Below are 24,753 nucleotides of genomic sequence, written 5' to 3'. Positions count from 1 at the left end.
CGAAGCGGTGGGAGGGTGAGTGGTTTCACCACTGACCGAAAAATCCTGAATCCTATTGTTGAGAGGTCACTGAGGCCGTGTCCATGATCCGTTATGGACAGGACCGCCACCGCTCGTCGCCTGCGTAGAGATCAGACTTCGGCGGAGAAAGCCCTTTGGTCTCTCGTTCGCAACCGCCGACTGGGCGGGTTCAAGTTCGTTCGGCAGGTGGCCATCGACCGCTACTTTGCGGACTTTGCATGTGAGGCGGCGAAGTTGATCGTGGAGCTGGATGGCCCCGTCCACGATGGTCGCGAAGACTACGGCAATCGCCGCACGGAAATCCTGGAACATTTCGGCTATCGGGTTCTGAGATTCCGTAACGAGCGAGTGCTGGCCGATCCTGGCGGAACAGCGGACGACATTCTTGCGGTGCTCCGTTCGGCGACCTCGTAACCACTCACCCTCCCACCGCTGCGCGGCGGGCCCCTCCCTCTCTCTATGAGAGAGGGTGTTTTCAAGCTCTACCAATCGCCACGTTCCTGACGCGGGAGCGTGGCCTAAGTCGCGTCTTGGGCCGGCGCTTTCGGCCTGTGACATGGCGGACTGATGGCGCATTGGAGACGACCCGGCAGGAAGCGGATCGCCCTGATCGTGAGCGTTGGCGCGCACGTCGCGGCCGTGGCGGTGCTGATGGCCGCCCATGTGACGCCGCCGCTGCCTGAGCCGCCTTCGGTTATGGTGACGCTGGTCGATCCTCCTCCGCCACCGCCGCCTCCGCCGCCACCCCCTCCGCCGCCGCCCGCGCCGCACGACGCGCCCAAGTCGCCGGTGAAGGCGCCGGCCAAGCCGCCGTCGCCCGAGAAGCCCAAGGACAAGCCCAAGGCCGCGCCGCGCTCGCCGCTGCGCGTGGCCAAGACGCCGCCGCCCAAGAACGTGCCCACCTTCGTGGCCAGCCGCGATCCGGCTCCCAGTCCGGTCATGGGCCTGGGCGATTCCGAGCTGCAGGGCGCGGCCCGGGCCGGGTCAGGTCGCGGAGGCGGTGGCGGCGGCGACGGTTGCGACATGGTCCGGCTGCTGCAGGAGGGGCTGCGCAAGAACCCGCGCGCCCGCGCCTCGCTGATGCGGGCTCACAGCGCCACGGTCGGCGCCGGCCGCGCGCCTCTGGTCTGGAGCGGCGACTGGGCGCGTGTCACAGGCGAGGAGGGCGACGGCCTGGCCGGCCTGCGCGAGATGATCATGATGGAGGTCGCCTTCGCGCCGGCCGCCTGCAAGGCCGAGCCGGTGCGGGGCTTGGTGCTGATCTCGCTGAACGACGGCCCCGGCGGCGCGCGCTTCGCCCTGGGCGGCGGTCATTGGAAGTGGTCGGACCTGCTGTTCGCCAAGGGCGCGCGGCGGGGCGGCTAGATCCGCTCGAGCAGATAGAGGCAGCCGACTGTCACGTCCGCCCCTTCGCGGCGCAGCGGGATCTCCTGGCGCTCCAGGACCCGGAAGCCAGACGCGCTATCGCGGATATAGGCGTCGCCATGGGCGTAGCGGGCCGAGGGCAACAGGGTCCAGCCGTCGCCCTGGCCCAGCTCCGTGCTGAACGCCATCAGGCCGCCGGGCGGCAGCGCCGCGGCGGCGGCGGCAAACACGGGCCCCAGGTCGCCAAAGTAGATCAACACGTCGGCCGAGACGATCAGGTCGAAGGCGCCCGGATGGCTCTCCAGGAACGTGACGGCCTCGTCCTGGACCAGGGCGTAGTAGCCGCCGCGCTCGGCGGCCTTGGCCAGCATGCCCGAGGACAGGTCGACGCCGGTCAGCCGACCGCCGAACCGCTTGAGGTGCGGGCCAGCCAGGCCCGTGCCGCAGCCCAGGTCCAGGATGCGCTCGAACTGCTGGCGGCGGCTGGCGATCATTTCTGCCAGCAGGGCGGGGGCCTCGTAGCCCAGCATGTCGACCAGCTGGTGGTCGAAGCGCTCGGCGAAGCCGTCGAACAGCGCCTCGACATAGGATGCCGGGGCCCTGTCGATGCCCGGCTCGACCAGCACCCGCAGTTCATGCGCCCGGATCGTGTCGGCGGGGTTGTGAGCCTCCAGCCAGGCGCCCAGGGCGCGGGCGGCGTCCAGGCGCTGGAAGGCCACCAGGATGCCGAAGCTCTCGCGGGCGACGGTCTCCAGGTCCTCGGCCTCAGAGCCGGCGATGCGGGCATAGAGGTCCAGGGCCTCCTGCGCCGAAGTGGTGTCGAGGGCGGCGTAGGCGGCGGCGCGGGCCCAGGTCAGGCGGGCGCCTTCGGGCACGGGCTCGACCGCGTCGGCGGCGGCGAAGGTGGCGGCCGCGCCGGCGAAGTCGCCGGTCAGGAACTGGGCCTGGGCCAGGCACTGATGGCGGATCGGCTCGGCGCCCGGCGCGGCGGCGGCGCGAGCCAACGGCTCGACAGCCTCTGCAAAGCGTCTGGTCTGCATCAGGGCCAGGCCCAGGCCGAACAGGGCCTCGTCGTGGCCGGGGCTCATGACCAGCACGGCCTGGAAGGCCGCCACGGCGTCGTCCAGCCGGCCCTCGGCGCTGGCGGCGACGGCGACGCCGAACATGTCTTCGATGGCCTGGGCTTCCATGGACGCTCCCTCCGACTCGGAAGGACGTTAGACGCCAGCCGCCATGCCGCCGTCCAGCAGTTCCGCGCGGCCAGCCAGGCTGAGCTCGACCAGGGCCGCCATCACGGCCGAGACCGGGGCGCCGGCGGCCCGCACCAGATCGTTGCGCGAGACCGGCGTGGGCGAGAGCAGGGCGGCGACCCGCTCGCGCAGGGCGTCGTGGTCGATGTCCAGGTCCGGCTGGGACTCGTAACCGCGATCGCGCTCACGCATGTGGATCTGCCCCGACAGCGAGCGCAGAACGTCCTCGGCCCCCTCGCACAGGATCGCGCCCTGACGGATCAGGTCGTTCGTGCCCTTGGAGCGCGGGTCCAGCGGCGAGCCCGGCACGGCGAAGACGTCGCGGCCCTGCTCGGCGGCCAGGCGGGCGGTGATCAGCGAGCCGGACTTCAGTTCGGCCTCCACCACGATGACGCCGTAGGACAGGCCCGAGATGATGCGGTTACGGCGCGGGAAGTCCTTGGCCTGGGCGCGGCGGTCGGGCGCGCTCTCGGAGACGACGCAGCCCTCGGCGGCGAGGCGCGCGTGCAGCTTGTCGTGCTCGGGCGGATAGACGTCGCCGACCCCGCCGCCCAGCACGGCGATCGTTCCGGTGGTCAGCGAGCCCTCATGCGCCGCGCCGTCGATGCCGCGCGCCATGCCCGACACCACGACATAGCCGGCGGTCCCCAGGTCGGTCGCCAGCTGCCGCGCGAAGCGCTGGCCGGCGGCCGAGGCGATGCGGGCGCCGACAATGGCCAGGCTGGGTTCGGAGAGCAGCTCCGCTCGGCCCAGGGCCCACAGGACGGGCGGTGGCGGATCAAGAGCGGCCAGGCGCGGCGGGAAGTCCGGCTCGCAGCCGCAGATCAGCCTCGCGCCCAGTTTCGCGCCGGCCTCCAGCTCCTGCTCGATTATCTCGCGCGGCGGCAGGGACAGCGGGACGGCGCGGCCGCCTCGGCGGGAGAGGTCGGGGAGGGCGGAAAGGGCCCGCTCGGGCGTGCCGTAGCGGGTGATCAGGTGGTCAAAGGCGACGGGGCCGACGGTCTCGGTGCGCGCCAGGCGCAGCCAGGCGAAGCGCTGGATGTCCGAGAGCCGGCCCGGGATCACGGCGCGTCGGCGACGGGGGGCGGAGCCTCCACGTCCTTCTTCTTGCCGATCTTGGGCTCCTGGCCCTTGAGCAGACGGGCGATGTTCTCGCGGTGACGGATGAAGATCAGCACGGCCATGAACAGGGCCAGCGCCACCATCGGATAGGGCTGGTCGAAGGCCAGGGCGAACGGCGCGGCCAGGACGGCGGCGACCAGGGCGGCCAGCGAGCTGATGCGCAGCAGGAAGGCCACGGCCAGCCAGGTCGCGCCGGCGGCGACGCCCACCGGCCAGCAGGCGCTGAGCAGCACGCCATAGAAGGTGGCCACGCCCTTGCCGCCCTTGAACTTCAGCCAGACCGGGAACAGGTGGCCCAGGAACGCCGCGCCGCCGGCCAGGGCGATCACCGCCGGATTGCCGTGGGTCAGGAAGCGGGCCAGCAGCACCGCGACCACGCCCTTGCCGGCGTCGCCCAGCAGGGTGATGGCCGCCAGGTCCTTGCGCCCCGAGCGCAGCACGTTGGTCGCGCCGATATTGCCCGAGCCGATCTGGCGGATGTCGCCGGCCCCGCCCAGCCGTGTGGCGATCAGCCCGAACGGGATCGACCCGAGCAGGTAGCCGCCGACGATGGTGATGGCGAGCGTCAGATAGGTGGCGGCGGCGAGATTTTGCACGTTTCGACCCTAAGGCGAGTTGCGCGCGAATTCAACCGCTGCGCAAGCGAGAGTTGTGGATCTAGGTTTAGTGCAGAGTCGGGGCGCTTCCAAATCTCCTCCCCCGCGATGCGGGGGAGGTGGCCCGGAGGGCCGGAGGGGGCGAGCTGGACCTATGCCGCATTAGCCCCCTCAGTCGCTCCGCGACAGCTCCCCCGCATCGCGGGGGAGCAGATTCCTCACCCCTCCGCCCGGTGCACCACGCGGCCGTCGACCACCGTCATCAGCACCTGGCCCTGCAGCCTGCGCCCGTCGAACGGCGAGTTCTTGGACTTCGACAGCAGCCTCGCCGCGTCGATGATGATCGGCGCGTCGATGTCGCACAGCACCAAGTCGGCCGGCGCGCCCGGCGCGATGCGGCCGCCGCGCAGGCCCAGCAGCTCGGCCGGGGCCAGGGTGACGGCGCGGATCAGGTCGACCATGGGCAGCCGCTCTTCGTGATAGAGCGACAGCAGGGCCGGCAGCAGGGTCTCCAGACCCACGGCGCCCGGCGCGGCTTCGTCGAACGGCAGGCGCTTGTCCTCGGCCGGGGCCGGGCTGTGCGAGGAGACGACGATGTCGATCAGGCCCGAAGCCAGGGCCTCGATCAGCGCCTGGCGGTCGTCCTCGCCGCGCAGCGGCGGGTTCAGCTTGGCGAAGGTGCGGTAGTCGCCGATGTCCAGCTCGTTGAAGGACAGGTGGTTGATCGACACCGAAGCGCTGATCCGCAAACCCTTATTCTTGGCGCGGTCCAGGGTTTCCAGCGCTTGGGCCGAGGTGATCTGGTCGACCAGCAGCTTGCCGCCGGTGGCTTCCAGCAGGGCGACGTCGCGCTCCAGCATGATCCGCTCGGCCATCGGCGAGATCGAGGGCAGGCCCATGCGGCCGGCGAATTCGCCGCCGGTGGCCGCGCCGCCCTTGCCCAGCCACGGGTCCATCGGACGGTGGGCCAAGAGAGCGTCGAAGCCCTTGGCATAGGTAAGGACGCGCTGCATGACCTTGCTGTCGACGATGGGCTTGCCCGCGTCGGTGACATAGACGCAGCCGGCCTCGCGCATCAGGCCGATCTCGGCCATCTGCTCGCCGGCCAGGGCCTTGGTCGCCGCGCCGGCGACGAGAATACGCGCGCTGTCGATATCCCGCGCCCGGCGCAGGATGAAGTCGACCATCGAGGGATCGTCGATCGCCGGCGTCGTATCCGGCTGGACGACCATCGAGGTGACGCCGCCGGCCGCCGCGGCCTTGGCCGCCGACGCCAGGGTCTCCTTGGTCTCGGCGCCCGGCTCGCCGGTGCGCACGCGCAGGTCGATCAGGCCGGGGGCCAGCAGGGCGCCGCCGCAGTCGACGACCCGCACGGCCTTGGACAGTTTGCCGAACTCGCGGCCCTTGGCGACGTCGCTGATGACGCCTTCCGAGACGATGACGCCGCCGGGGCCGTCATAGCCGCTTTCCGGATCGACCAGGCGGGCGTTGACGAGGGCGAGAGGTTGGGGCGCGGTCATTGGCCGACCTTTTCGATACGGGCGGCAAGGCTGGTGAGGACGGCCATGCGGGCGGCGACGCCCATCTCGACCTGGTCCTGGATCAGGCTGACGGCCGGATCGTCGGCCACGTCGCTGTCGATCTCGACGCCCCGGTTCATCGGGCCGGGGTGCATGACCTTGGCCCCAGGCGCGGCGCGGGAAAGCTTTTCCCGATCAAGGCCGTAGAAGCGGAAGTACTCACGGGTCGAGGGCACGAAGGCGCCCTGCATCCGCTCCAGCTGCAGGCGCAGCATCATCACGACGTCCGCGCCGGCCAGGCCCGACTTCATGTCGTGATGGACGGTGACGCCCCAGCGCTCGGCCTGGGCCGGCATCAGGGTGGGCGGGCCGACCAGGCGCACGCTGGCGCCCAGGGTGTGTAGCAAAGCAACGTTCGAGCGCGCCACGCGGCTGTGCAGCACGTCGCCGCAGATCGCCACGGTCAGGCCCGAGACCCGGCCGAAGGCGCGGCGGATCGAGAGGGCGTCGAGCAGGGCCTGGGTCGGGTGCTCATGCTGGCCGTCGCCGGCATTGACGACGTGGCCGCTGACCTTCTGGCTGAGCAGGCTTGCCGCGCCCGACGAGGCGTGGCGCACGACCAGCAGGTCGGGCCGCATGGCGTTCAGGGTGACCGCCGTGTCGATCAGGGTCTCGCCCTTGGCCACCGACGAGGTCTTGGGGTTCATGTTGACGACATCGGCGCCCAGCCGCTTGCCGGCCAGCTCGAACGAGCTCTGGGTGCGGGTGCTGTTCTCGAAGAACAGGTTCATCAGCGTCCGGCCGTGCAGCAGGTCCAGGCTCTTGGACGTCTGCCGGTTGAAGGCGACGAACGCGTCGGCCAGGTCCAGCAGGTCGGTGGCCTGGATCGCGTTCAGGTCGCCGGCGGACAGGAAGTGGCGTTTGGGGAATTCGAAGACGCGGGCGCGGATCGTGTCGATGGCCGCGCGGGCGGGGTCATGGGCTGAAGCCGTCATGAGCCCGCGTCATAGGCGGGTTTGGGGGGGAAGGGAAGGCGGGGAGGGTGAACGCCCTGTGGAGGAGGAGCATTGAACCCTCTCCCTTGGGAGAGGGCGGGGCCCGCCGCGCAGCGGTGGGAGGGTGAGGGGAGAGGCGAAGCCAGTCATCCAGGCCGCGCAAGCTCATGATTGTTCGTGTTTTTATCGGTTAGCGGCTTTGACCCTCACCCTCCCATGCTGCGCATGGGCCCCGCCCCTCTCCCGGGGGAGAGGGCGAGCAAGTGACGAGCATTCACGCTCCTCCATCCCCGGCCTCAAAACCTGCCGTATTCTCTATCCACCTCGTCGCGAGGAAAGGGCGCAATGGCCAGCGACCAAACGTGGCGGCGGGGTGTGGTCGAGCGGTGAAGGTCCGAGGGGGATACTCGGACGGTCCGGGGACCTGGTTCGCTGCCAGGCCCGCCCGCCGTCGGCGTGGTTGGGGGAAAGGGTTCGTCCCTCCCTGATCACCGGGCTTTTCCGGAAACGGAAGCGCCCGGATCCCGGCAAGGCCTGAATAGGGCCACCTTCCCGGGACGCTGGCGAATAACGGCTGCGCGGAGCGTCGGGCTTCGTCGAAACGGTATTCTATTCAGACACTCCGGACGCTGTCCGGCGCTCCGCGTCCCTTTCCATGACTTCAGCGGCTGGCCGCGTGGAGCCGAGAGCGCATGACTCAGCACAGGCCCCCACCTGACCCGCTGCGCGGGTCTGTCCGCCCCCAAGCGGGGCGGAGAGGAGACGCCGCCTGCGTCGGGGCTTTTGTTCTCTCCTCCCCTGTCTGGGGGAGGGGGACCGGCGAAGCCGGTGGAGGGGCCAGCGCCGCGCCTAGAGCGAGCGCAACCGCTCCAGCGCCCCCTGCAGGATCCACCCCGCCGCCATCTTGTCCACGACCTCGTCCCGGCGCTTCCGCGAAATGTCATGCTCATCGATCAGCACCCGCGTCACGGCCGCCGTCGACAGGCGCTCGTCCCAGAAGGTGATGGGGAGGTCCGGCTTGATGCGCAGCAGGTTCCTCGCCAGGGCGCGGTTGCTCTGGCATCGCACGCCCTCGGTGCCGTCCATGTTCATCGGCAGGCCGACCACGATCCCGACGGCGTTCCGGCTGTCCATCAGCTTGAACAGCGCCTCGGCGTCCTTCGTGAACTTGGTCTTTTCGATCAGCGCCAGCGGGCTGGCGACAGTGCGGGTGACGTCCGAGACGGCCACCCCGATGGTCTTCTCGCCCGGGTCCAGGCCCACGATCGGGGCGTACTGGGGCAGGGCTGCGGCGAAGTCTTCGATGTCGAGAACGGGCATGGCTCTCTTTATCAGGACCCGCGCGGCTTGAAACCTCGTCTCCGGCCCGCTAACCCACGCGTTCGAATTCTAGGAGATCTCCATGGCCATTGACGCCGCCACGGTGCGGAAGGTCGCCCGGCTCGCCCGCATCGCCGAACCCGAAGAGCGCATCGAGGCCCTGGCCAATGAGCTCAACGGCATCATGACCTGGATCGAGCAACTGGCCGAGGTCGACACCGACGGCTGCGAGCCGCTGACCAGCGTCGTGGCCGCCGGCCTGCCGCTGCGCGACGACGTCGTCACCATGGGCGGCGATCCGGCTCGCGTGACCAGCAACGCGCCCAAGTCCGTGAACAACTTCTTCGTCGTGCCGAAGGTGGTCGAATAATGAGCCTGACGAAGCTGACCCTGGCCAGCGCCCTGGAGGGCCTGGCCAAGCGCGAGTTCACCTCGGTCGAACTGACGCAAGCCCACATCGAGGCCGTCGAGGCCGCTCGCGGCCTGAACGCCTATATCCTGGAAACCCCGGACAAGGCGCTGGACATGGCCGCCAAGTCCGACGCGCGCCGCGCCCTGGGCGAGGCCGGTCCGCTGGAAGGCGCGCCGCTGGGGGTGAAGGACCTGTTCTGCACCGATGGCGTGCGCACCACGGCCTGCTCGAAGATCCTGGAAAACTTCGTGCCGACCTACGAGTCGACCGTGACCAGCCAGCTGTGGCGCGACGGCGCTGTGATGCTGGGCAAGCTGAACCTGGACCAGTTCGCCATGGGCTCGTCGAACGAGACCAGCTACTTCGGTCCGGTGGCTAATCCCTGGCGACGGGCGGGCGAGAACGCCAATTCGTCCGCCGCCATGACTTATGCCAAGACGAGCAATTGGGCTTTGCCAGAGGGACGGCACGGCATTCTGACCCCCGGCGGTTCGTCGGGCGGTTCGGCCGCCGCCGTCGCCGCCGACCTGTGCCTGGGCGCCACGGCCACCGACACCGGCGGCTCGATCCGCCAGCCGGCCGCCTTCACCGGCACCGTCGGCATCAAGCCGACCTACGGCCGCTGCTCGCGCTGGGGCGTCGTGGCCTTCGCCAGCTCGCTGGACCAGGCCGGGCCGATCGCCAAGACCGTCGAAGATGCGGCCCTGCTGCTGACCTCGATGTCGGGCCATGACCCCAAGGACTCGACCAGCCTGGACATTCCGGTGCCGGACTTCACCCAGTTCGTGGGCAAGTCGGTGAAGGGCCTGAAGATCGGTATCCCCAAGGAATACCGCGTCGACAACATGCCGGCCGAGATCGAGAAGCTCTGGCAGGACGGCATCGCCTGGCTGAAGGAAGCCGGCTGCGAGATCGTCGACATCAGCCTGCCGCACACCAAGTACGCCCTGCCGGCCTACTATATCGTGGCCCCGGCCGAGGCGTCCTCGAACCTGGCTCGCTATGACGGCATGCGTTACGGCCTGCGCGAAGACGGCGCCAACCTGACCGAGATCTACGAGCACACCCGCGCTGCGGGCTTCGGCGACGAGGTCAAGCGCCGCATCCTGATCGGCACCTATGTGCTGTCGGCCGGCTATTACGACGCCTACTACCTGAAGGCCCTGAAGGTGCGTCGCCGCATCGCCGAGGACTTCGACAACGCTTGGGCCAAGTGCGACGCGATCCTCACCCCGACCGCGCCCTCGGCGGCGTTCGGTCTGGGCGAGAACAGCAACGACCCGATCGCCATGTACCTGAACGACGTGTTCACGGTGACGACGAACCTGGCGGGTCTGCCGGGTCTGTCGCTGCCCGCCGGCCTCGACGCCAATGGCCTGCCGCTGGGTCTGCAGATCATCGGCAAGCCTCTGGACGAGGCCACGGTGTTCTCGGTCGCCGGGGCGGTCGAGAAGGCCGCGGGCTTCACGGCCAAGGCCGAGAAGTGGTGGTAAAATGAAAAGGGCGGCTCCTCGCGGAGCCGCCCTTCTTCGTTATCGGGGTGTGGGACCCTGATTTACATCGGCGCGACGGGTTCGGCCGGAGCCGGAGCGGCCGGGGCCGGGATGACCAGCGGGGCCGGCTCGGCGATCGGGGCGCTGACGGCCGGCGGGGCGGCCGGGACGGTGGCGCTGACATTGGCTGAGGCGCTTTCGGCGGCCGGAGCGCTCTCCTGGACCGGCGCGGCGCGGCGAGCGGCCGGGCGGGCCGGAGCCGTCGAGCGGGCCGGGGTCGAACGGGCGACCGGGGCCGGCGTGGCGGCGGCCAGTTCGGTCGGTTGCGGGATCGGAGCCGGGGTCGCGGCGACGTTGGCCGGGACCGGCGTGGCGTTGGCCGGCGGCGGGCTTTCGGCGGCGGCGGTGCGCAGCGAGGCCGGATCGGTCGGCGCTTCGGCGCGGTTGGCCGTCATGGCCCAGATCATGCCGCCGGCGACGACGGCCACGACGGGAACGCCGACCAGAAGCGGCAGGTTGTTGGACGCCTTCTTCTTCGGCGTGCGAGCATAGACCGGCTGAGACGGAAACAGAGCCGAAGCATTCGGATCCGCCGTGACGACCGGTTCCGGGGCGTCGAAGTTCAGAGTGGGGCGGGTAGTGTAAGCGGTGGGCATTTCTACCTCCGTAAGTGAGCTGTTCGAGAAAATGAACGGTGCGACAACTCAGCGGTTCCCTTGCCCCGCAATGGCGCCGGAATTGACTCAATCCGGCCTTATTCAAGGAAGTTGAAAATCGAACGGTTTCGCTTACCTGGAACAACGGCGATGCCTTGTGGGCCTTGGATCAGAGAAGATGCCCGTAGCGGTGTCCCGGAGCTTTTCCGGCCCGGCCCGCTTGATGTAGAGAGACGGCCATGACGCAAGAATCCAAACAGATCCAAGGCCGCACCGGCCCCTGGGAAATGGTCCTCGGCCTCGAGGTGCACGCTCAGGTCGCCAGCAAGTCCAAGCTCTTCTCCGGCGCCGCCGTCGGTTTCGGCGCGGGTCCGAACGAGCAGGTCAGCCTCGTGGACGCGGCCATGCCGGGCATGCTGCCGGTCCTGAACAAGTTCTGCGTCGAGCAGGCGGTGAAGACGGGCCTGGGCCTGAAGGCGCAGATCAATCTGAAGAGCCGCTTCGACCGGAAGAACTACTTCTATCCGGATCTGCCGCAGGGCTATCAGATCAGCCAGTTCGACCAGCCGATCGTCGGCGAGGGCGTCGTCACCGTCGAACGCGACGACGGCACGACCTTCGACGTGCGCATCGAGCGCCTGCACCTGGAACAGGACGCGGGCAAGTCGCTGCACGACCAGGATCCGAACGCCACCTACGTGGACCTGAACCGCGCGGGCACGGCGCTGATGGAGATCGTCTCCAAGCCCGACATGCGCACCTCGGAAGAGGCCGCGGCCTATGTGAAGAAGCTGCGCACGATCCTCGTCTACCTGGGCACCTGCGACGGTGACATGGAGAAGGGCAACCTGCGCGCCGACGTTAATGTCTCGGTCTGCCGTCCGGGCGCCTACGAGAAGTTCCGCGAAACCGGCGATTTCAAGCACCTGGGCACGCGCTGCGAGATCAAGAACGTCAACTCGTATCGCTACATCCAGCAGGCCATCGAGTATGAGGCCCGTCGCCAGATCGAGATCCTGGAGGACGGCGGTTCGATCGACCAGGAAACTCGCCTGTTCGACCCGACCAAGCTCGAGACCCGCTCGATGCGGAGCAAGGAAGAGGCGCACGACTATCGCTACTTCCCCGATCCCGACCTGCTGCCGCTGGTGCTGGACGGCGCCTGGGTGAAGGAGCTGGAAGCGACCCTGCCGGAACTGCCGGACGCCAAGAAGGCGCGCCTGCAGAGCCAGTATGGCCTGTCGGCCTATGACGCCGGCGTGCTGATCATCGAGAGCGACCGCGCCGACTACTTCGAGGCGGCCGCCAAGGGCCGCGACGCCAAGCTGGTGTCGAACTGGGTGACCAACGAACTGCTGTCGAAGCTGTCGTCGGGCGGCCACGAGATCGCCAACTCGCCGCTGCCGTCGTCGGACATCGCCCAGCTGGTCGAGCTGATCGAGAACGGCACGATCTCGTCGAAGATCGCCAAGGAGGTCTTCGAGCATATGTGGGCCGGCGAAGGTCGTCCCTCGGAGATCGTCGAGAAGCGCGGCCTGGTGCAAATCAACGACACCGGCGCAATCGAGAAGGCCATCGACGATCTGATCGCCGGCAACCCCGACAAGGCCGAGGCCGTGAAAGACAAGCCGCAGGCCCTGGGCTGGTTCGTCGGTCAGGTCATGAAGGCCACGGGCGGCAAGGCCAACCCTGGCACAGTCAACGAGCTTCTTCGCAAGAAGCTCGGCGTCGCCGAATAGGGCGATCTGACCGCTAGAAATGACGAGGGCCCGCGGCGAAAACCGCGGGCCCTTCTTCGTTGATGCGAACTTTTATTATTGGGGCGCGGTCGGCTCTTCGGCCGGCTTCTTGTGCTTCTTGTTCTTCTTCGCGGGCTTCTCGTCGGCGGCCGGGGCCGTCGGCTCTTCAGTCGCCGGGGCGGTGGCCGAGGTCGGCGTGCCGGCGCTGTCGGCCGGCGCCGCGCTTTCGGTGGCCGGCGGCGCGGCTTGGGTCGACGGATCGGTCGCCGGCGGCGTCTCGGTCGTCGGGGCCGGGGTCGTCAGGCTGGGTTGCGGATCGGCCGGCGTGGTCTGCGGGGCCGTCGTCTGGGCCATAGCCGAGCCGGCAAAGGCGGCGGCGGCCAGAGTGAGCGCGGCGGTCGTGATGCGCAGGGTCTTCATGGGCTTGGGACCGTATTGCTGCAGCGTCGAAGTGTGACGCAGGCCCAACGCTGGCTGGGCAATGAGGTCGAAATGACTTCGCAATCGGGCGGTTAAGCCCCAGTCGCGGCGAGGTTGTGGCGCTTGTGACCGCAAAACGGCGCCCCGAGGCATAGCCCAGGACGCCGTCTTCAACTGCCGCAGAGCAGTCAGGTCTAGTGATTGGCGATGACGTCGAAGATCAGGCCAGTCGCGATGGCGGCCAGCACGTAGTCATTGCCGGTGCGGTACCAATAGTAGCCCCGGGGCGGCGGGCGCAGACGGTAACGATAGTAATCGTTCACGACATAGCCGCCGCCGCGATAGTAGCTGGGCAGATAAGCGCCGCGCTGCCAGGCCGTATAACCCGGACGGAAGCCCGGGCGACCGTAGTATGCGGCCGGCGGCGGGCCGTAGGACCAGCGATTGTTGTAATAATAGCCATTGTGACGGCCACGATCCCAACGGTCGCCGCGATCCCAGCCGCCGCGACGGTCGTCACGGTCCCAGCGGCCGCGATCGTGGTCCCGACCGCGATCCCAGTCGCCACGGCCGCGATCGCCGCGGTCATGGTGATCCCAGCGGCCGCGATCCTGCGCGGAGGCGTCGGTCGCCGTCAGCGCCATCGGCCCGGCCACCGAAGCCACGGCGGCGATAGTCAGCAGCAGACGTTTCATCTCGTCTTCTCCTCGTGGTCGGGCGGAGCCTTGCGGAGGCCTCGCCTAGAAACTTCCCTCGACCTTGAAACGCAGAATGTCCGCTCTCGGCTGAACCCAGGCTGAACGGCGCGGTCAGGCTTTTCGTCAGGTCACACTTGGCGCGGCGCCGGGGTGCGACCATGTTCGCTGGCAGCAACGACGATGAGGGGAGGGAAGGCCGATGAGCCATCCGATCGAACTGCACTACTGGCCCACGCCCAACGGCTGGAAGGTCTCCATCGCCCTGGAGGAGATGGGCCTGCCCTACGAGATGATCCCGGTGAACATCGGGACCGGCGAGCAGTTCAAGCCGGCCTTCCTGGCCATCAGCCCCAACAACCGCATGCCGGCCATCGTCGATCCCGACGGTCCCGACGGCCAGCCGATCTCGATCTTCGAGTCAGGGGCCATCCTGCAGTACCTGGCTCGCAAGACCGGCAAGTTCTATGGCGAGACCGAGCGTGACCGGGTCCAGATCGACCAATGGGTCATGTGGCAGATGGGCGGCCTGGGCCCTATGGCCGGCCAGACGCATCACTTCCGTCAGTACGCCCCGGCGATCATCGCCGACCAACGCCAGATCGCCTACGGCGCCATACGCTACACCAATGAGACCCACCGGCTGTACGGCGTGCTGAACAAGCAGCTGGAGGGCCGCGATTTCGTCTGCGGCCAATTGTCTATTGCCGACTTCATGATCTGGCCGTGGATCGTTCCCTGGAAGAACCAGGGCATTATTCTCGACGAATTCCCCAATTTGGGGACGTGGTTCGAGCGGGTCGGCGCGCGGGAAAACGTGCAAAAAGGCTTTAAGCTGGGCGCCGAGTTGCGGGCCGGAGGCCTGCAATCCTCGGGAAAAGCGGCCGAAGACGCCCGTAGAGTCCTGTTCGGACAGCGTGCGCGTTAAGGCGCTGTATACTGTGATTTACGCCCAGTAATTAGCCTCAACAAAGAGTAACTGGGTGCGTCATTTATGCTCTCCGCGCGCTTAACTATATGTTCAGTCGCGCGGGACTTTTCTTCAATCAAGCTCAGAACCGGCAAAACGTCGGGGCGAGTTTGAGAGAGGAGATGAGCCATGATGATGATGAATGAAGTTCCGCCGGCCATCGTCGCCACCCTGCCGCTGCCGACCGCGACGTCGACGGGTGACGAACTGTTCCGCATGGGCCTGCTGTATTCGACCGGCCAGGGCGGTGCGCCGCTGGACTACGTCTCGGCCCACATGCTGTTCAATCTGGCTGCCATGCGCGGTTCGATCGAAGCCAAGGCCTACCGCAAGGAACTGTCGCAAGAGATGGCCAGCGACGATGTCGCCGAAGCCCAGCGTCAGGCCCGCGAATGGCTCGCTCACGGCTGAGCCCGGTCTAACCGGGCTCCTCAACTGCCAGCCGATCCCGTGGGAGGATCGGCTCAGTTGCCGCCGTTGATGTTGCCGTTGATCGCGTAGCTGAAACTGATGGGCAGCAGGTCGCGGAAGTACTGCTGCATGAAGAGACCAGCCTCCGAGACGCCGCTGCGTGGGACATAGACCACGTCGAACCGGCGCAGAGGCACCACATCCGTTCCGCCCGGACGCGTGATCCCTGCCAGCAGGTCCGCCGTCCGCAGCATTGCCCGCCCGTCTGTGCCGCGGCGAATGATCACAACCTGATTGCGCTTGGCGCCATTGGTGAAGCCGCCGGCCTGGATGACGGCGCGCAGGGCGTCGCTATCGCCCGCCATGTCGAAGACACCGGGGTTCTTGACCTCGCCGCCCACGAACACCTTGAGCGGCTGCGTCGATTTGACCGACACCTGAACCTGCGGCCGCAGCAGCGTGCCGGCATAGGCCTGGCCGATGGAGCCTTGCAGTTCCTCGATCGTGCGATCCGCCGCCATCACCGGCTGGGTCAAGGGCAGGCTGATCCGTCCGTCCGGCTGCACCGTCGTCGTCTTGCTGAGTTCCGGGGCGGACGGCACCGTCACCTCGACCTCGTCGCCCGGATAGAACCGGTAGGACGGCTCGTCCTCGCTCCAATCGGCGTAACCGATATTAGAGAAGTTCGCGCTAGGTCTGGGACCTGGCGTGATCGGCTCGGCGTCGATGTGGCCGCAGGCGGAGACTCCGCCGGCCAGCAGAACCACGGCCGCCACGACCTTGAGATGGGCCGTCATGAGATGCGTGCGACGTTGCATGCGACAAGTCTTAACAGGAATGGGTAACGAACCCTTAAGGCCGCTCCCTCCAGGGTGCGAGGCAGATTGAACCGCTTGGATTCGTATGTCGACGAGCGCCTGGACCAGCGTGCCTCACGACCCGCCGCCTAGAATGGCCGCGGGGCTCGGCGGCGCGCGTCCAAAATACGCCCCGACCGACTTCGTGACGCTGCTGTGGCGCGAGCGATTCCTGATGCTCGTCGTCTTCCTGGTCATCGTGATCGCGGGCTTCGCCTTCGCCACGACCCTGAAGAAAAGCTACACGGCCGAGAGCAGCCTCTTTGTCCGCCTGGGCCAGGAATATGTCTATGAACCCCGCGCCGGCGACGCCGGCCGTGGCGCGGTGCCGAACATCGACGAAGTCATCCAGTCGGAAGCCGAGATCCTGGGCAGCGGCGAGCTGCGCGAGCGGGTGATCCGCAAGATCGGCTTCGCCAAGATCTTCCCCAAGCACGCCGCCAAATACGCCGGCGCGACGCCCGAGGGTAAGCGCAAGCTGATCATGGAAGGCCGCGACGCCATCGGCAAAAGCCTGAAGATCCAGACCGCGCCCGACAACTCGATCATCCGCCTGGGCTACCAGAACGACGATCCCGAGATGGCCGAGAAGGTGCTCAACACCCTGCTTGAGGAATATCTGGTCTACCGCCGCAGCCTGCTGATCGGCGGCGACAGCAACATCCTCCAGCGCCAGCGCGACATCTTTTCGCAGAAGCTGGCGCAGGCCGACACAGCCTATCAGTCGTTCCTGACCACGAACGACATTGGCGACTTCACGGCCCAGAAGACGGCCCTGACCCAGCTGCAGGCCCAGGTCGAGCAGCAGAAGTACTCGATCGACGCCCAGCTGCAGGACCGCGTGGGCCGCTTGGCCGCGGTGGAGTCCGAGCTGTCGCACACGCCGCCCGAGGCGATCCTCTATCGCGACGTCGACATGTCGGCCTCGACCAAGCTGGCCGCGCTGAAGCTGGACCGCGAAGGCCTGCTGGCCCGCTACACCGCCGGCGCCCAGCCGGTGCAGGACATCAATGCCCAGATCGCCCAGCTGGAAGCCGGTCTGGCCGCCGGTCGAACGAACGGGGAGGGCGCGCGTCGCAGTGGTCCCAACCCGATCTGGCAGACCCTGACCACCACCCGCAACGACCTGCGCGCCGAAGTCGCGGCCTTGCAGCAGTCGCAGGCCGCCTACGCCCAGCAGGTCACCGACGTGAACACCCGCCTGTTGCGCCTGGCTGGGCTGGAGCCGGAGTTCAACGAGCTATCGCGCGACCGCGACGTCCTGTCCTCGAACGTCCGCGATTTCACGGTCAAGGAACAGCAGGACGAGGCCCAGCGGCAGATGTCGGCCGAGAGCAGCGACAACATCCGCATCGTCCAGCGCGCCGTGGCTCCGACCACGGGCAAGAGCCTGAAGAAGCCGGTGCTGATCCTGGCCATCCTGTTCGGCGCTTTCAGCGCGCTGTGCATCGGTCTGGTCCGCATGTTCCTGCGTCCGGGCCTGCAGACGCCGGAATCGGCTTCGCGCACCTTGGGCATGCCGGTCCTGGCCACGGCCGGGGTCAAGCGGTGAGCCGTTTCGTCGCCTTCCGCCGACAGGGTTAATGTCGCAAGTTGCGGGCTTCTGAGTACGCGGCGATTCGTTAGATGGTCGATTTGAACGTCGAGATGACCGAGCTTTGGGGGGCGCTGGGCGCGCCGCCGGCCGGCCGTCCGCACGTCATCCAATTCGTGTCGGCCCGGCGGGGCGAGGGGACCTCGACGGTCGCCCGCGAATTCGCGCGCTTCGCCTCGCGGCGCGCCGGTCGCAAGACCTGGCTGATCGACCTGGATCTGAACAGCCCCAGCCAGTTCCGCGAACTGGCCTCCGAGCCCAGCCGCTACGGCCCCATGGGGCCGCCTGTGGCCGCTTCGCCCGACGGCTCGGTGTTCTTCACCGTCCAGCCGCCCGCGCCGCGCGCCGAGGGCGGCGTGTGGCCAGACGCCAAGTTCCTGACCGGCCATAGCGTCGGCGGCCCGCGCTTGTGGGTCGCCCGCTTCAACCGCGAGGCCCTGCGTGGCCGCCAGCAGGCGCACATCATTCCGTCGGCGGACTATTGGCGGGCGCTGCGCAAGCACGCCGAGGTCATCGTCGTCGACAGCCCGGCCATCGACCGCTCGCAAGCCGGTCCGACGGTAGCCTCGCACATGGACCAGACGGTGCTGGTGGTCTCGGCCGACCAGCCCGACGTGCGCCAACCGGCCATGCTGCGCGACGCTATCACCGCCGCTGGCGGACGCTGCGCGGGCATGTTCTTCAACAAGGTCTCGGTCCAGACGCCCGGCTTCCTGAAGGCGATCCTGCCGTGACCAGCGTGGCCTCGGGCTCGGCCTGGGAACGCCCAGCGGCCCGGACGCTCGAGCCGTCGCTGCTGACCACGCTGTTCGCGGTGGTCATGCTGCTTATCTACACCGGCGGCTGGCAGCTGCCGATCTTTGGTGAGAAGGCCGACGAGAGCGCCTCGGGCCTGCTGCGCGTTGCTTTTCTGCCGGCTTACGCCCTGGCGTTCCTGCTGATCATCGGCAGGCCCTGGAACATGGTGCGGGCCACCGTCCGCCAGCCGTTCCTGATCATCCTGATGGGCGTGGTCGCCGCTTCGATCATGTGGTCGATCCAGCCCGACGTCTCGATCCGTCGGGGCTTCGCCGTCGGCTGCACCACGCTGTCGGGCCTGGCCTTGGCCGCCCGGTTCAGATGGGTGGAGCTGGCGCGGGTGTTCTCCATCACATTCTGCGTGCTGATCGTCGCCTGCTACATCGCCTGCATCGCCTTCCCGTCGATCGGCATCATGACCGAGCTGTTCCCCGGCGCCTGGCGCGGCCTGTGGTTGGAGAAGAACTCGCTGGGCGGCATGATGGCCCTGGGCTGCTGCCTGCTGTGCGCCACGGCCTTGCTGGACCCGCCGAAGGCCAAGGTCTGGCTGGGCTTCGCGGCCCTGTCGATCGGCCTTGTCTTGATGTCGCAGTCCAAGACCTCGTTGGCTTCGCTGATGCTTGGCCTGATGGCGCTGGGCTTCGTCTGGATCTGCCAGCGCGGGCCGGCCTATGCCGCCGCCGCCACCTGGACCGGGGTGACCGGCTTCCTGCTGCTGCTGGCGTTCATCGTGTTCGCCTCGGACGTCTTCTTCGGCATCCTGGGCAAGGACGCCACCCTGACCGGCCGGACCCAGATCTGGGAGGCCGCCTTCCGCCAGATCGAGCTGCGGCCGTGGTTGGGCTATGGCTACGCCGCCGTCTGGAGCGACAAGTCCGGTTGGGGGCCGCTGGCCTGGATCGTCCACGACGCCAAGTTCACCCCGCAGCACGCCCACAACTCGTGGATCGAGCAACTGGTCGGCATGGGCGTGGTCGGACTGACCGCCTGGGGCTTCTTCTACCTGCAGACCATGGCCGTGGCGCTGGTGGCGGTGTTCCGCGATCGGGGGGCCATGCTGGCCTTCCCGTTCCTTATCGTCTTCACCCTGGTCAGCCTGACCGAGAGCATCGCGGTCGTGTACAACGACTTCCGCTGGGCGGTGTTCGTGGCGCTGGCGGCGAAGTTGGCCTTCTCAGACAGGGCGCAGGACGCGGCCTAGAGGCCGATCCGCTTGGCCCCCTCGGCCACGGTCACGACATCGAAGCCTTCCGCCACCGCCCGGTCGATCAGCCGCTCCAGCGCGCCGGTCGTGCAGCCCCACTGCGAGGGCTCCTCGGCCACGTCGTGTGTGTAGAGGATCAGCCAGGCCTTCCGGGCCTTGGCCTTGTCCAGCCAGGCATTGGCGACGCTCTCGCCGTCCTCGCCCTCGATGCCGACGGCAGGGGCCTGGTTGAGATCGGCGCCGTCGGCGATCAGGCCGTGGTGCAGGGCGCGCAGGGTCTTGAAGCGCCCGGCCAGGGCCGTCTTGGCCGGCGCGCCGACGTCGCCGTAGGGATAGGCGAAGCTGACAGGATCGGGCGTGCCCCACTGCGCCAGGCTCTCGGCGTTCTGGTCGACATCGGCCAGGGTCACGGCCTTGGACGACTGGCCGCAGTCCAGGTGTGAGAAGGTGTGGCAGGCGATCTCGTGCCCGGCGTCATGCAGGCGGCGAGCGTCCGCGCCCGTGGCGAAGCGGCCCATCGGGCCGTCACGTCCGGCCAGGCCAGCGGCGAAGTAGTAGGTGCCCAGCAGGCCACGCTTCTCCAGCGCCTTGGCCCCGGCCTCGCAGGCGGTGGCGGGGGCGTCGTCGAAGCTGAACGAGACCATCGGCCGCTCCAGCGCCACCTTGGCCGGCCGGCGGTGCGCCAGGCGGATCAGCCGGCGACGCAGCTTGCCCTTCAGGCTGCGGTCGGGCTCGTAGGCGTCGACCTTCTCGAACGAAGTCTGCATCAGACGGCCTCGATATAGAGGGACGCGCGGTACAGCCGCATGGCGAACGCGCGAAGGGAAACGGGAGCGGCCTCGGCCAGGGCGATCGACTTCAGCATCGGCCGCCACACGCCGCGCAGCGGGAACGGCTTCAGGGCCTTGGCGACCTTGTAGCTGGGATAGGCGCTGACGATGTCGCGGTGGCTGGCCACCACGCGGGCGAAGTTGGCCGCCGACTGCTCGTACTTGGTCGCCATCGTCGGCGCGGTGTCGAGGCCCAGGTGCGTGGCGGTGTTGTCGATGTGCAGGATCGGATGCTGGCGCACGACCCGCATCGCCCACTCGACATCCTCCCAGCCCCAGCCGGAGAAGCCCTCGTCGAAGCCGATGGTCTGGAACACGTCGCGGCGGACCAGGAGGTTCGAGGTGAAGACGTGCTTCTCGGGTTCCTTGGCGCGCTCGGGGGCGGGCGTGCAGTCGCTCTTCAGCGCCATGGCCCGGTGCAGGGCGTGCTCGGGACGCTGGGGCGTCTGGTCCAGGGTGAAGCCGCCGAACGCCACTGGCGTGTCGCTCTGCGCCACCGCGGCCCAGCGCGACAGGAAGTCCGGCGTGTCGGGCAGCATGTCGCTGTCCAGGAACAGGAAGTGGCCGCCGCGCGCATGGCTGGCCAGGCGGTTGCGGCCCTTGGCGCGGCCCTCGTTGCTGGACAGGCGCACGAAGCGGATGGGCGTGCGCATCTTCTCGACGCGGCGGGCGATGCGTTCGGCCAGCCGGTCATCGCCGCCGCCGTCGTCCAGCACCACGATCTCGGCCCCGGCGCTGGGATCGTCCAGGGCCTTGAGCAGGGCGACGGGATCATCGCGGAAGGTTGGGACCAGGACCGACAGCCGCGGCTGGGCGCTGGCCCAGGCGGCGTTCTCGATGCGGATTTCAGTGATGGGCGCGGTCATAGGGCTGGGGCCCTCCGACGAAGGAGACTGGAAAGCTTGGCGCGCAGGTCGCCGACATCAAGGCCCAGGACGATCGCGCCATAGACGGCCGCGCCGGCGCCGGCCTTCAGGGCCAACTCCAGAACGCCGCCGGGCGAGGGGAGGAGCCGCACGGCCAGGGCCATGGCGACGCAGGCCGCGCCGGCCTTGGCCAGCACGTCCCACGGGATCGGCAGCGGACAGGCGCGGCGGCCCAGGGCCCAGGCCGCGACGGCGCCGATGCCGTAGCTGACCGTGGTGGCCCACAGGGCGCCGTCCAGGCCCATGCGCGGGATCAGGACGAGGTTCAGGATCACATTGGCGATCGCGGGCGCGCTCATGCTCACGATCAGCAGCGGCGTGCGGCGAGCCAGGGTGAAGGCCTGCAGCAGATAATAGGTGGTGACGCCCGACAGCCAGCCGCTGGCGGCGATCCAGGGCGTCACGTGGCTGGCGCCGACCCGCAGGTCCTCGCCGACCATCAGCTCGGCCAGCGGACGGGCGACCAAAGCGAGGCCCACGGCGGCGGGCAGGGTCAGCAGGGTCATGAAGCCGGCCTGCTCGCGCGCGGCCTCGGTCAGGGCCGGCTGGCCGCCGCGCTCAAGGGCGGAGATCAGGGCAGGACCACCGGCCATGCCCAGCCAGATGAAGACGACGTCCAGGGTGCGGCTGCCGAGCGAGTAGCCCGCGTGATAGACGCCGACCGTGGCCTCATCCAGGAACGCGCCCAGCAGCAGGCGATCGGTGCTGGCCAGCACCAGGGCCAGGATCAGCGACAGCGACACCGGCAGGCCATAGGCGGCGTAGGCGCGGGCCAGGCTCTTGTCGAACTTGCCGCCGGCCATGCGCTTCAGCTCGTCCGGCAGCACCAGCACGACCAGCAGCGCCGAGATCACGCCGACGCCTAGGATCGGCGCCGCGCCGCCCAGGCCGGTGAAGGCCAGACCCAGACCAACGAGAAAGCCACCCAGGTTCTGGGCCATGGTCAGCATCGCCGCGCCCGACACCTCGCCGGCCGCGCGGCGGCGCTCCAAGGCCAGCTTCATCAGGCTGTTAACCAGGGTCGAGGCCAGGGCCGCGACCACGGCGACCTTCAGCGGGCCGTTCAGCGGCAGCACGGCCACGATGGCGCAGGCCAGCGGCACCACTACGGCCGCGCCGATCCACAGCCGGAACAAGGTGGCGAAATGGTCTGAGAGCCGACCATCCTCGGTCCGCGTCGCTAGGAACCGCGCCATGGCGGCCTCGGTCCAGGTCAGCAGGATCGTTTGGGTCAGGCTGCCGACCGAGAAGGCCAAGGCGTAGACGCCGTATTGGGCGGGATCCAGCACACGCGTGAACAGGACGATGGTGAGCAGGCCCACCACGCCCTGAACCACGTTGACCGGGAGGTAGCCGAGAACCCCGCGCCAGAACATCGCCGGCCGCCTAGCGCACCGCCGACCGGTCCCCCAGCAGGCAGGGGATGGTCATGACGATGACGTAGAGGTCCAGCCAGAAGGACTGGCGCTCGATATATTCGACGTCCAGGGCCACGCGCAGACGGACGCTCTCGGGCGTGTCGACCGGACCGCGCGAGCCCTTGATGGCGGCCCAGCCGGTCAGGCCGGGCTTCATGCGGTGGCGGTGAGCGTATTCGGCCACCAGCTTGGCCGACTCCACGCCACCGGTCTTCATGCCGATGGCGTGGGGGCGGGGGCCGACGATCGACATCTCGCCGCGCAGCACGTTGAACAGCTGGGGCAGCTCGTCGAGACTGGTCTTGCGGATGAACTTGCCGACCTTGGTGACGCGGTCGTCATTGGCGCTGATCTGGCGGGCGGCCTGGGCATCGGCCATCTCGTGGCGCATCGACCGGAACTTCCAGACGAGGATCTCCTCGTTGTTGAAGCCGTGACGGCGCTGGCGGAAGAAGATCGGGCCAGGGCTGTCCAGCTTCACGGCCACGGCGACGATCAGCATGACCGGACCAGCGACCAGCAAACCCGCCAGGGTCACGACCAGGTCCTGGGCGCGCTTGAGCCAGGCGTGGCGCGCGCTGGCCGAGGTTCCGGACAGCTCGTTCTCGCCGCCGGCCGCGATGCGGGCCACGGCGGCGTCGTCATCAGCCGGACCGCCGACGTCGATGAAAAGGTTCAGAGGGTTGGGCAGCACGCCCAGCTTCTCGACCAGTTGCCGCACGCGGCTCTGGGCCGTCGACTGCACGGCGATCACCACGCGGTCGACATAGGGCATGATGCGGTGGTCGAGCAGGGCGGTCGTGTCGCCCAGCACCGGCACGCCCATGATGTTCTCGGGTGCGCGGTCCAGGCGATCGTCGAACACGCCCAGCACATTGACCTCGCCCGTGCGCATGGCCGCGTCGATCAGGCGTTCGGCATTGGCCGTGGCGCCGACCACGACGATGTTGGGCGTCAGGCGGCCCTGGCTGCGGCCGCGCGCGATCACGCTCCACCACACGCCATGCAGAGCAGCCAGCGCGCCGGCGGCGACCAGCAGCGTCCAGACGGTGACGGTATCGACATTGCCCGGCGGGACCAGAGCCACGGCGGCGGCCAACAGGCCCGCGCCCAGCGCCAGGGCGACTTCGCCCAGATGGCGGGCCAGGGTCTGCTTGCGCGGGAATGCGTAGCCACCCAAAGCACGCAGGCCGATCAGGGTGGTGATAGCCCACAGGGCGGCGGCGACCGGATGGCTCTCGACCGTGACCGTCACGGCGAAGGCGGCGATCGCCAGGATGTCGGCGATGCGGAAGATACGCGCCAGCACGCGGGCCTCCAGCCGAGCCCGCGTCGGGATCAGCTGGCCGGGCCGGAAGGGGCCCCGTCGCGCTCGTCCAGGATCTCCGCCGCCGCTCCCACCCAGGCGCGCAGGACCCTCCGTCGAAGCGACGAAGGCCGAGGCGTTTTCGGCATGGGCGGTGGTTGGAGACACAGGACGCATGGCGCTCTTCGTTGAGAAAACCATGTTCAACCTAGCGCTGCCGTCTGAGCGTCACGTTAACATCGGAATTTTCCGACATCGGCCGTTGTCATCCCGAAGCGAACAGGCTATCGAACCGCTCCCTCTCAGGAGGAGACGTGGCCGAGAGGCTGAAGGCACCGCTTTGCTAAAGCGGCATACCTCAAAAGGGTATCGAGGGTTCGAATCCCTCCGTCTCCGCCATTCCCCAATTCCATTGGTATTCGCGCGCGCTCAGTCGCCTGAGATGCGTTGAGATTCAGGGGTTTATCGGATTGTTTGATGTCGGGGCGTTGGCCGTCCGGACGCCCGTCTGTTCGCGGTCGTGACCGCAGAGAGCAGCGATATCCCGGGACGAGGGCCTAGGGCGCGCGAGTCGGCGCGCGATCGATCTGGAAGGTGTCCGCGCTCCCCGAAGGGAGCGCGGCCTTAAGCTTAAAAGGTCTTGCGGATGCTGGCGTAGAAGTACCGGCCGTAGGGTTGGTACACGGTGCCCAGATAGCCGTTTGACGACAGCGGCGGGTTCTCGTTGGTCAGGTTGCGCACGCCCAGCTTCAGGCGGGTGTTGGCCGCCCAGCCCTTGGTGAACTCGTACTGACCGTAGACGTTGGTCGTGACCTGGGAGTCGATGATCCAGGGC

Annotated in this window: 24 protein-coding genes, 1 tRNA gene and 1 pseudogene; 11 read left to right on the top strand and 15 right to left on the bottom strand. The window is 68.3% G+C overall.

The features are described 5' to 3' along the window. Positions 1–93: 93 nt before the first annotated feature. The gene (locus tag J7528_RS06840) at positions 94–435 is read left to right on the top strand and encodes a DUF559 domain-containing protein (protein ID WP_291872191.1); all 342 of its coding nucleotides are present in this window, start codon (positions 94–96) and stop codon (positions 433–435) included. 198 nt (positions 436–633) lie between these two features. Further along, complete coding sequence (locus J7528_RS06835) at positions 634–1,386, top strand: hypothetical protein (protein WP_291872190.1); 753 nt, start codon at positions 634–636, stop codon at positions 1,384–1,386. Here the strand turns inward: J7528_RS06835 and J7528_RS06830 are convergent. The 6 genes from J7528_RS06830 to ruvX all read right to left on the bottom strand — a co-directional run bounded on the left by J7528_RS06830 (position 1,383) and on the right by ruvX (position 8,189). Further along, positions 1,383–2,576 carry a methyltransferase domain-containing protein gene (locus J7528_RS06830; RefSeq protein ID WP_291872189.1) on the bottom strand — a complete coding sequence of 398 codons (1,194 nt, stop codon included), beginning with the start codon at positions 2,574–2,576 and terminating at the stop codon, positions 1,383–1,385. The two genes, J7528_RS06835 and J7528_RS06830, sit on opposite strands and share 4 nt — an antisense overlap. A 27-nt stretch (positions 2,577–2,603) precedes the next feature. Next, positions 2,604–3,701 carry a DNA-processing protein DprA gene (gene dprA / locus J7528_RS06825; RefSeq protein WP_291872188.1) on the bottom strand — a complete coding sequence of 366 codons (1,098 nt, stop codon included), beginning with the start codon at positions 3,699–3,701 and terminating at the stop codon, positions 2,604–2,606. Then, on the bottom strand, positions 3,698–4,354 hold the full coding sequence (plsY, locus tag J7528_RS06820; protein WP_291872187.1) for a glycerol-3-phosphate 1-O-acyltransferase PlsY: 657 nt from the start codon (positions 4,352–4,354) through the stop codon (positions 3,698–3,700). The genes dprA and plsY overlap by 4 nt, the downstream gene beginning before the upstream one ends. Positions 4,355–4,572: 218 nt before the next feature. Further along, positions 4,573–5,874 (bottom strand): dihydroorotase, encoded by a 1,302-nt coding sequence (gene pyrC, locus J7528_RS06815; RefSeq protein WP_291872186.1) that lies wholly within the window; start codon positions 5,872–5,874, stop codon positions 4,573–4,575. Next, complete coding sequence (locus J7528_RS06810; RefSeq protein WP_291872185.1) at positions 5,871–6,869, bottom strand: aspartate carbamoyltransferase catalytic subunit; 999 nt, start codon at positions 6,867–6,869, stop codon at positions 5,871–5,873. Before J7528_RS06810 ends, pyrC begins: the two co-directional genes overlap by 4 nt. Positions 6,870–7,718: 849 nt before the next feature. After that, entirely contained in the window at positions 7,719–8,189 is a 471-nt protein-coding gene (gene ruvX / locus J7528_RS06805) for a Holliday junction resolvase RuvX (protein WP_291872184.1), read from the bottom strand. A gap of 82 nt (positions 8,190–8,271) precedes the next feature. Between ruvX and gatC the strand changes: the two genes are divergently transcribed. Both gatC and J7528_RS06795 read left to right on the top strand, forming a co-directional pair. Next, complete coding sequence (gene gatC / locus J7528_RS06800) at positions 8,272–8,559, top strand: Asp-tRNA(Asn)/Glu-tRNA(Gln) amidotransferase subunit GatC (RefSeq protein ID WP_291872183.1); 288 nt, start codon at positions 8,272–8,274, stop codon at positions 8,557–8,559. Beyond that, a complete protein-coding gene (locus tag J7528_RS06795) occupies positions 8,559–10,094 on the top strand; it encodes an amidase family protein (RefSeq protein WP_291872182.1) in 1,536 nt (511 codons plus the stop codon). The genes gatC and J7528_RS06795 overlap by 1 nt, the downstream gene beginning before the upstream one ends. Before the next feature lie 62 nt (positions 10,095–10,156). Here J7528_RS06795 and J7528_RS06790 read toward each other — a convergent pair whose 3' ends face one another. Further along, the gene (locus J7528_RS06790) at positions 10,157–10,750 is read right to left on the bottom strand and encodes a hypothetical protein (protein WP_291872181.1); all 594 of its coding nucleotides are present in this window, start codon (positions 10,748–10,750) and stop codon (positions 10,157–10,159) included. 239 nt (positions 10,751–10,989) lie between these two features. On the opposite strand from J7528_RS06790, the gene gatB reads away from it, so the two are divergent. After that, entirely contained in the window at positions 10,990–12,489 is a 1,500-nt protein-coding gene (gatB, locus tag J7528_RS06785) for an Asp-tRNA(Asn)/Glu-tRNA(Gln) amidotransferase subunit GatB (protein ID WP_291872180.1), read from the top strand. A gap of 75 nt (positions 12,490–12,564) precedes the next feature. On the opposite strand, the gene J7528_RS06780 is transcribed toward gatB, so the two are convergent. Both J7528_RS06780 and J7528_RS06775 read right to left on the bottom strand, forming a co-directional pair. Beyond that, a complete protein-coding gene (locus tag J7528_RS06780; protein WP_291872179.1) occupies positions 12,565–12,909 on the bottom strand; it encodes a proteophosphoglycan 5 in 345 nt (114 codons plus the stop codon). A 194-nt stretch (positions 12,910–13,103) separates the two neighbouring features. Beyond that, positions 13,104–13,604: an RcnB family protein gene (locus J7528_RS06775; RefSeq protein WP_291872178.1), complete on the bottom strand. Its 501-nt coding sequence runs from the start codon at positions 13,602–13,604 to the stop codon at positions 13,104–13,106. Positions 13,605–13,806: 202 nt separating this feature from the next. On the opposite strand from J7528_RS06775, the gene J7528_RS06770 reads away from it, so the two are divergent. After that, positions 13,807–14,532 carry a glutathione S-transferase N-terminal domain-containing protein gene (locus tag J7528_RS06770; RefSeq protein ID WP_291872177.1) on the top strand — a complete coding sequence of 242 codons (726 nt, stop codon included), beginning with the start codon at positions 13,807–13,809 and terminating at the stop codon, positions 14,530–14,532. A 171-nt stretch (positions 14,533–14,703) separates the two neighbouring features. Next, complete coding sequence (locus J7528_RS06765; RefSeq protein WP_291872176.1) at positions 14,704–14,985, top strand: sel1 repeat family protein; 282 nt, start codon at positions 14,704–14,706, stop codon at positions 14,983–14,985. 53 nt (positions 14,986–15,038) lie between these two features. On the opposite strand, the gene J7528_RS06760 is transcribed toward J7528_RS06765, so the two are convergent. Beyond that, the gene (locus tag J7528_RS06760; protein ID WP_291872175.1) at positions 15,039–15,803 is read right to left on the bottom strand and encodes a polysaccharide biosynthesis/export family protein; all 765 of its coding nucleotides are present in this window, start codon (positions 15,801–15,803) and stop codon (positions 15,039–15,041) included. Between the two features lie 85 nt (positions 15,804–15,888). On the opposite strand from J7528_RS06760, the pseudogene J7528_RS06755 reads away from it, so the two are divergent. The 3 genes and pseudogenes from J7528_RS06755 to J7528_RS06745 all read left to right on the top strand — a co-directional run bounded on the left by J7528_RS06755 (position 15,889) and on the right by J7528_RS06745 (position 19,435). After that, a pseudogene (locus tag J7528_RS06755) lies at positions 15,889–17,426 on the top strand (Wzz/FepE/Etk N-terminal domain-containing protein). Between the two features lie 42 nt (positions 17,427–17,468). Next, positions 17,469–18,170 carry a sugar kinase gene (locus J7528_RS06750; protein ID WP_291872174.1) on the top strand — a complete coding sequence of 234 codons (702 nt, stop codon included), beginning with the start codon at positions 17,469–17,471 and terminating at the stop codon, positions 18,168–18,170. An 86-nt stretch (positions 18,171–18,256) separates the two neighbouring features. Beyond that, the gene (locus J7528_RS06745) at positions 18,257–19,435 is read left to right on the top strand and encodes an O-antigen ligase (protein ID WP_291872731.1); all 1,179 of its coding nucleotides are present in this window, start codon (positions 18,257–18,259) and stop codon (positions 19,433–19,435) included. Here the strand turns inward: J7528_RS06745 and J7528_RS06740 are convergent. The 4 genes from J7528_RS06740 to J7528_RS06725 are packed head-to-tail and all read right to left on the bottom strand — an operon-like array spanning position 19,432 to position 24,017. Next, the gene (locus J7528_RS06740) at positions 19,432–20,205 is read right to left on the bottom strand and encodes a polysaccharide deacetylase family protein (protein WP_291872173.1); all 774 of its coding nucleotides are present in this window, start codon (positions 20,203–20,205) and stop codon (positions 19,432–19,434) included. The two genes, J7528_RS06745 and J7528_RS06740, sit on opposite strands and share 4 nt — an antisense overlap. Next, positions 20,205–21,134, bottom strand: a complete 930-nt coding sequence (locus J7528_RS06735; protein WP_291872172.1) for a glycosyltransferase family A protein — start codon at positions 21,132–21,134, stop codon at positions 20,205–20,207. The genes J7528_RS06740 and J7528_RS06735 overlap by 1 nt, the downstream gene beginning before the upstream one ends. After that, positions 21,131–22,570: a lipopolysaccharide biosynthesis protein gene (locus J7528_RS06730; RefSeq protein ID WP_291872171.1), complete on the bottom strand. Its 1,440-nt coding sequence runs from the start codon at positions 22,568–22,570 to the stop codon at positions 21,131–21,133. Before J7528_RS06730 ends, J7528_RS06735 begins: the two co-directional genes overlap by 4 nt. Before the next feature lie 10 nt (positions 22,571–22,580). Then, positions 22,581–24,017, bottom strand: coding sequence for an exopolysaccharide biosynthesis polyprenyl glycosylphosphotransferase (locus J7528_RS06725; protein ID WP_291872729.1), 1,437 nt, complete (start codon positions 24,015–24,017; stop codon positions 22,581–22,583). A gap of 209 nt (positions 24,018–24,226) precedes the next feature. Between J7528_RS06725 and J7528_RS06720 the strand changes: the two genes are divergently transcribed. Then, positions 24,227–24,317 (top strand) — tRNA-Ser (locus J7528_RS06720). Positions 24,318–24,548: 231 nt separating this feature from the next. Here the strand turns inward: J7528_RS06720 and J7528_RS06715 are convergent. Then, the coding region (locus J7528_RS06715) for a TonB-dependent receptor (protein ID WP_291872170.1) at positions 24,549–24,753 on the bottom strand (205 nt) is incomplete at its 5' end.

Source organism: Caulobacter sp. (assembly GCF_017744445.1).
Classification (GTDB): Bacteria; Pseudomonadota; Alphaproteobacteria; order Caulobacterales; family Caulobacteraceae; genus Caulobacter.
This window is presented reverse-complemented; position numbering and strand designations above follow the sequence as displayed.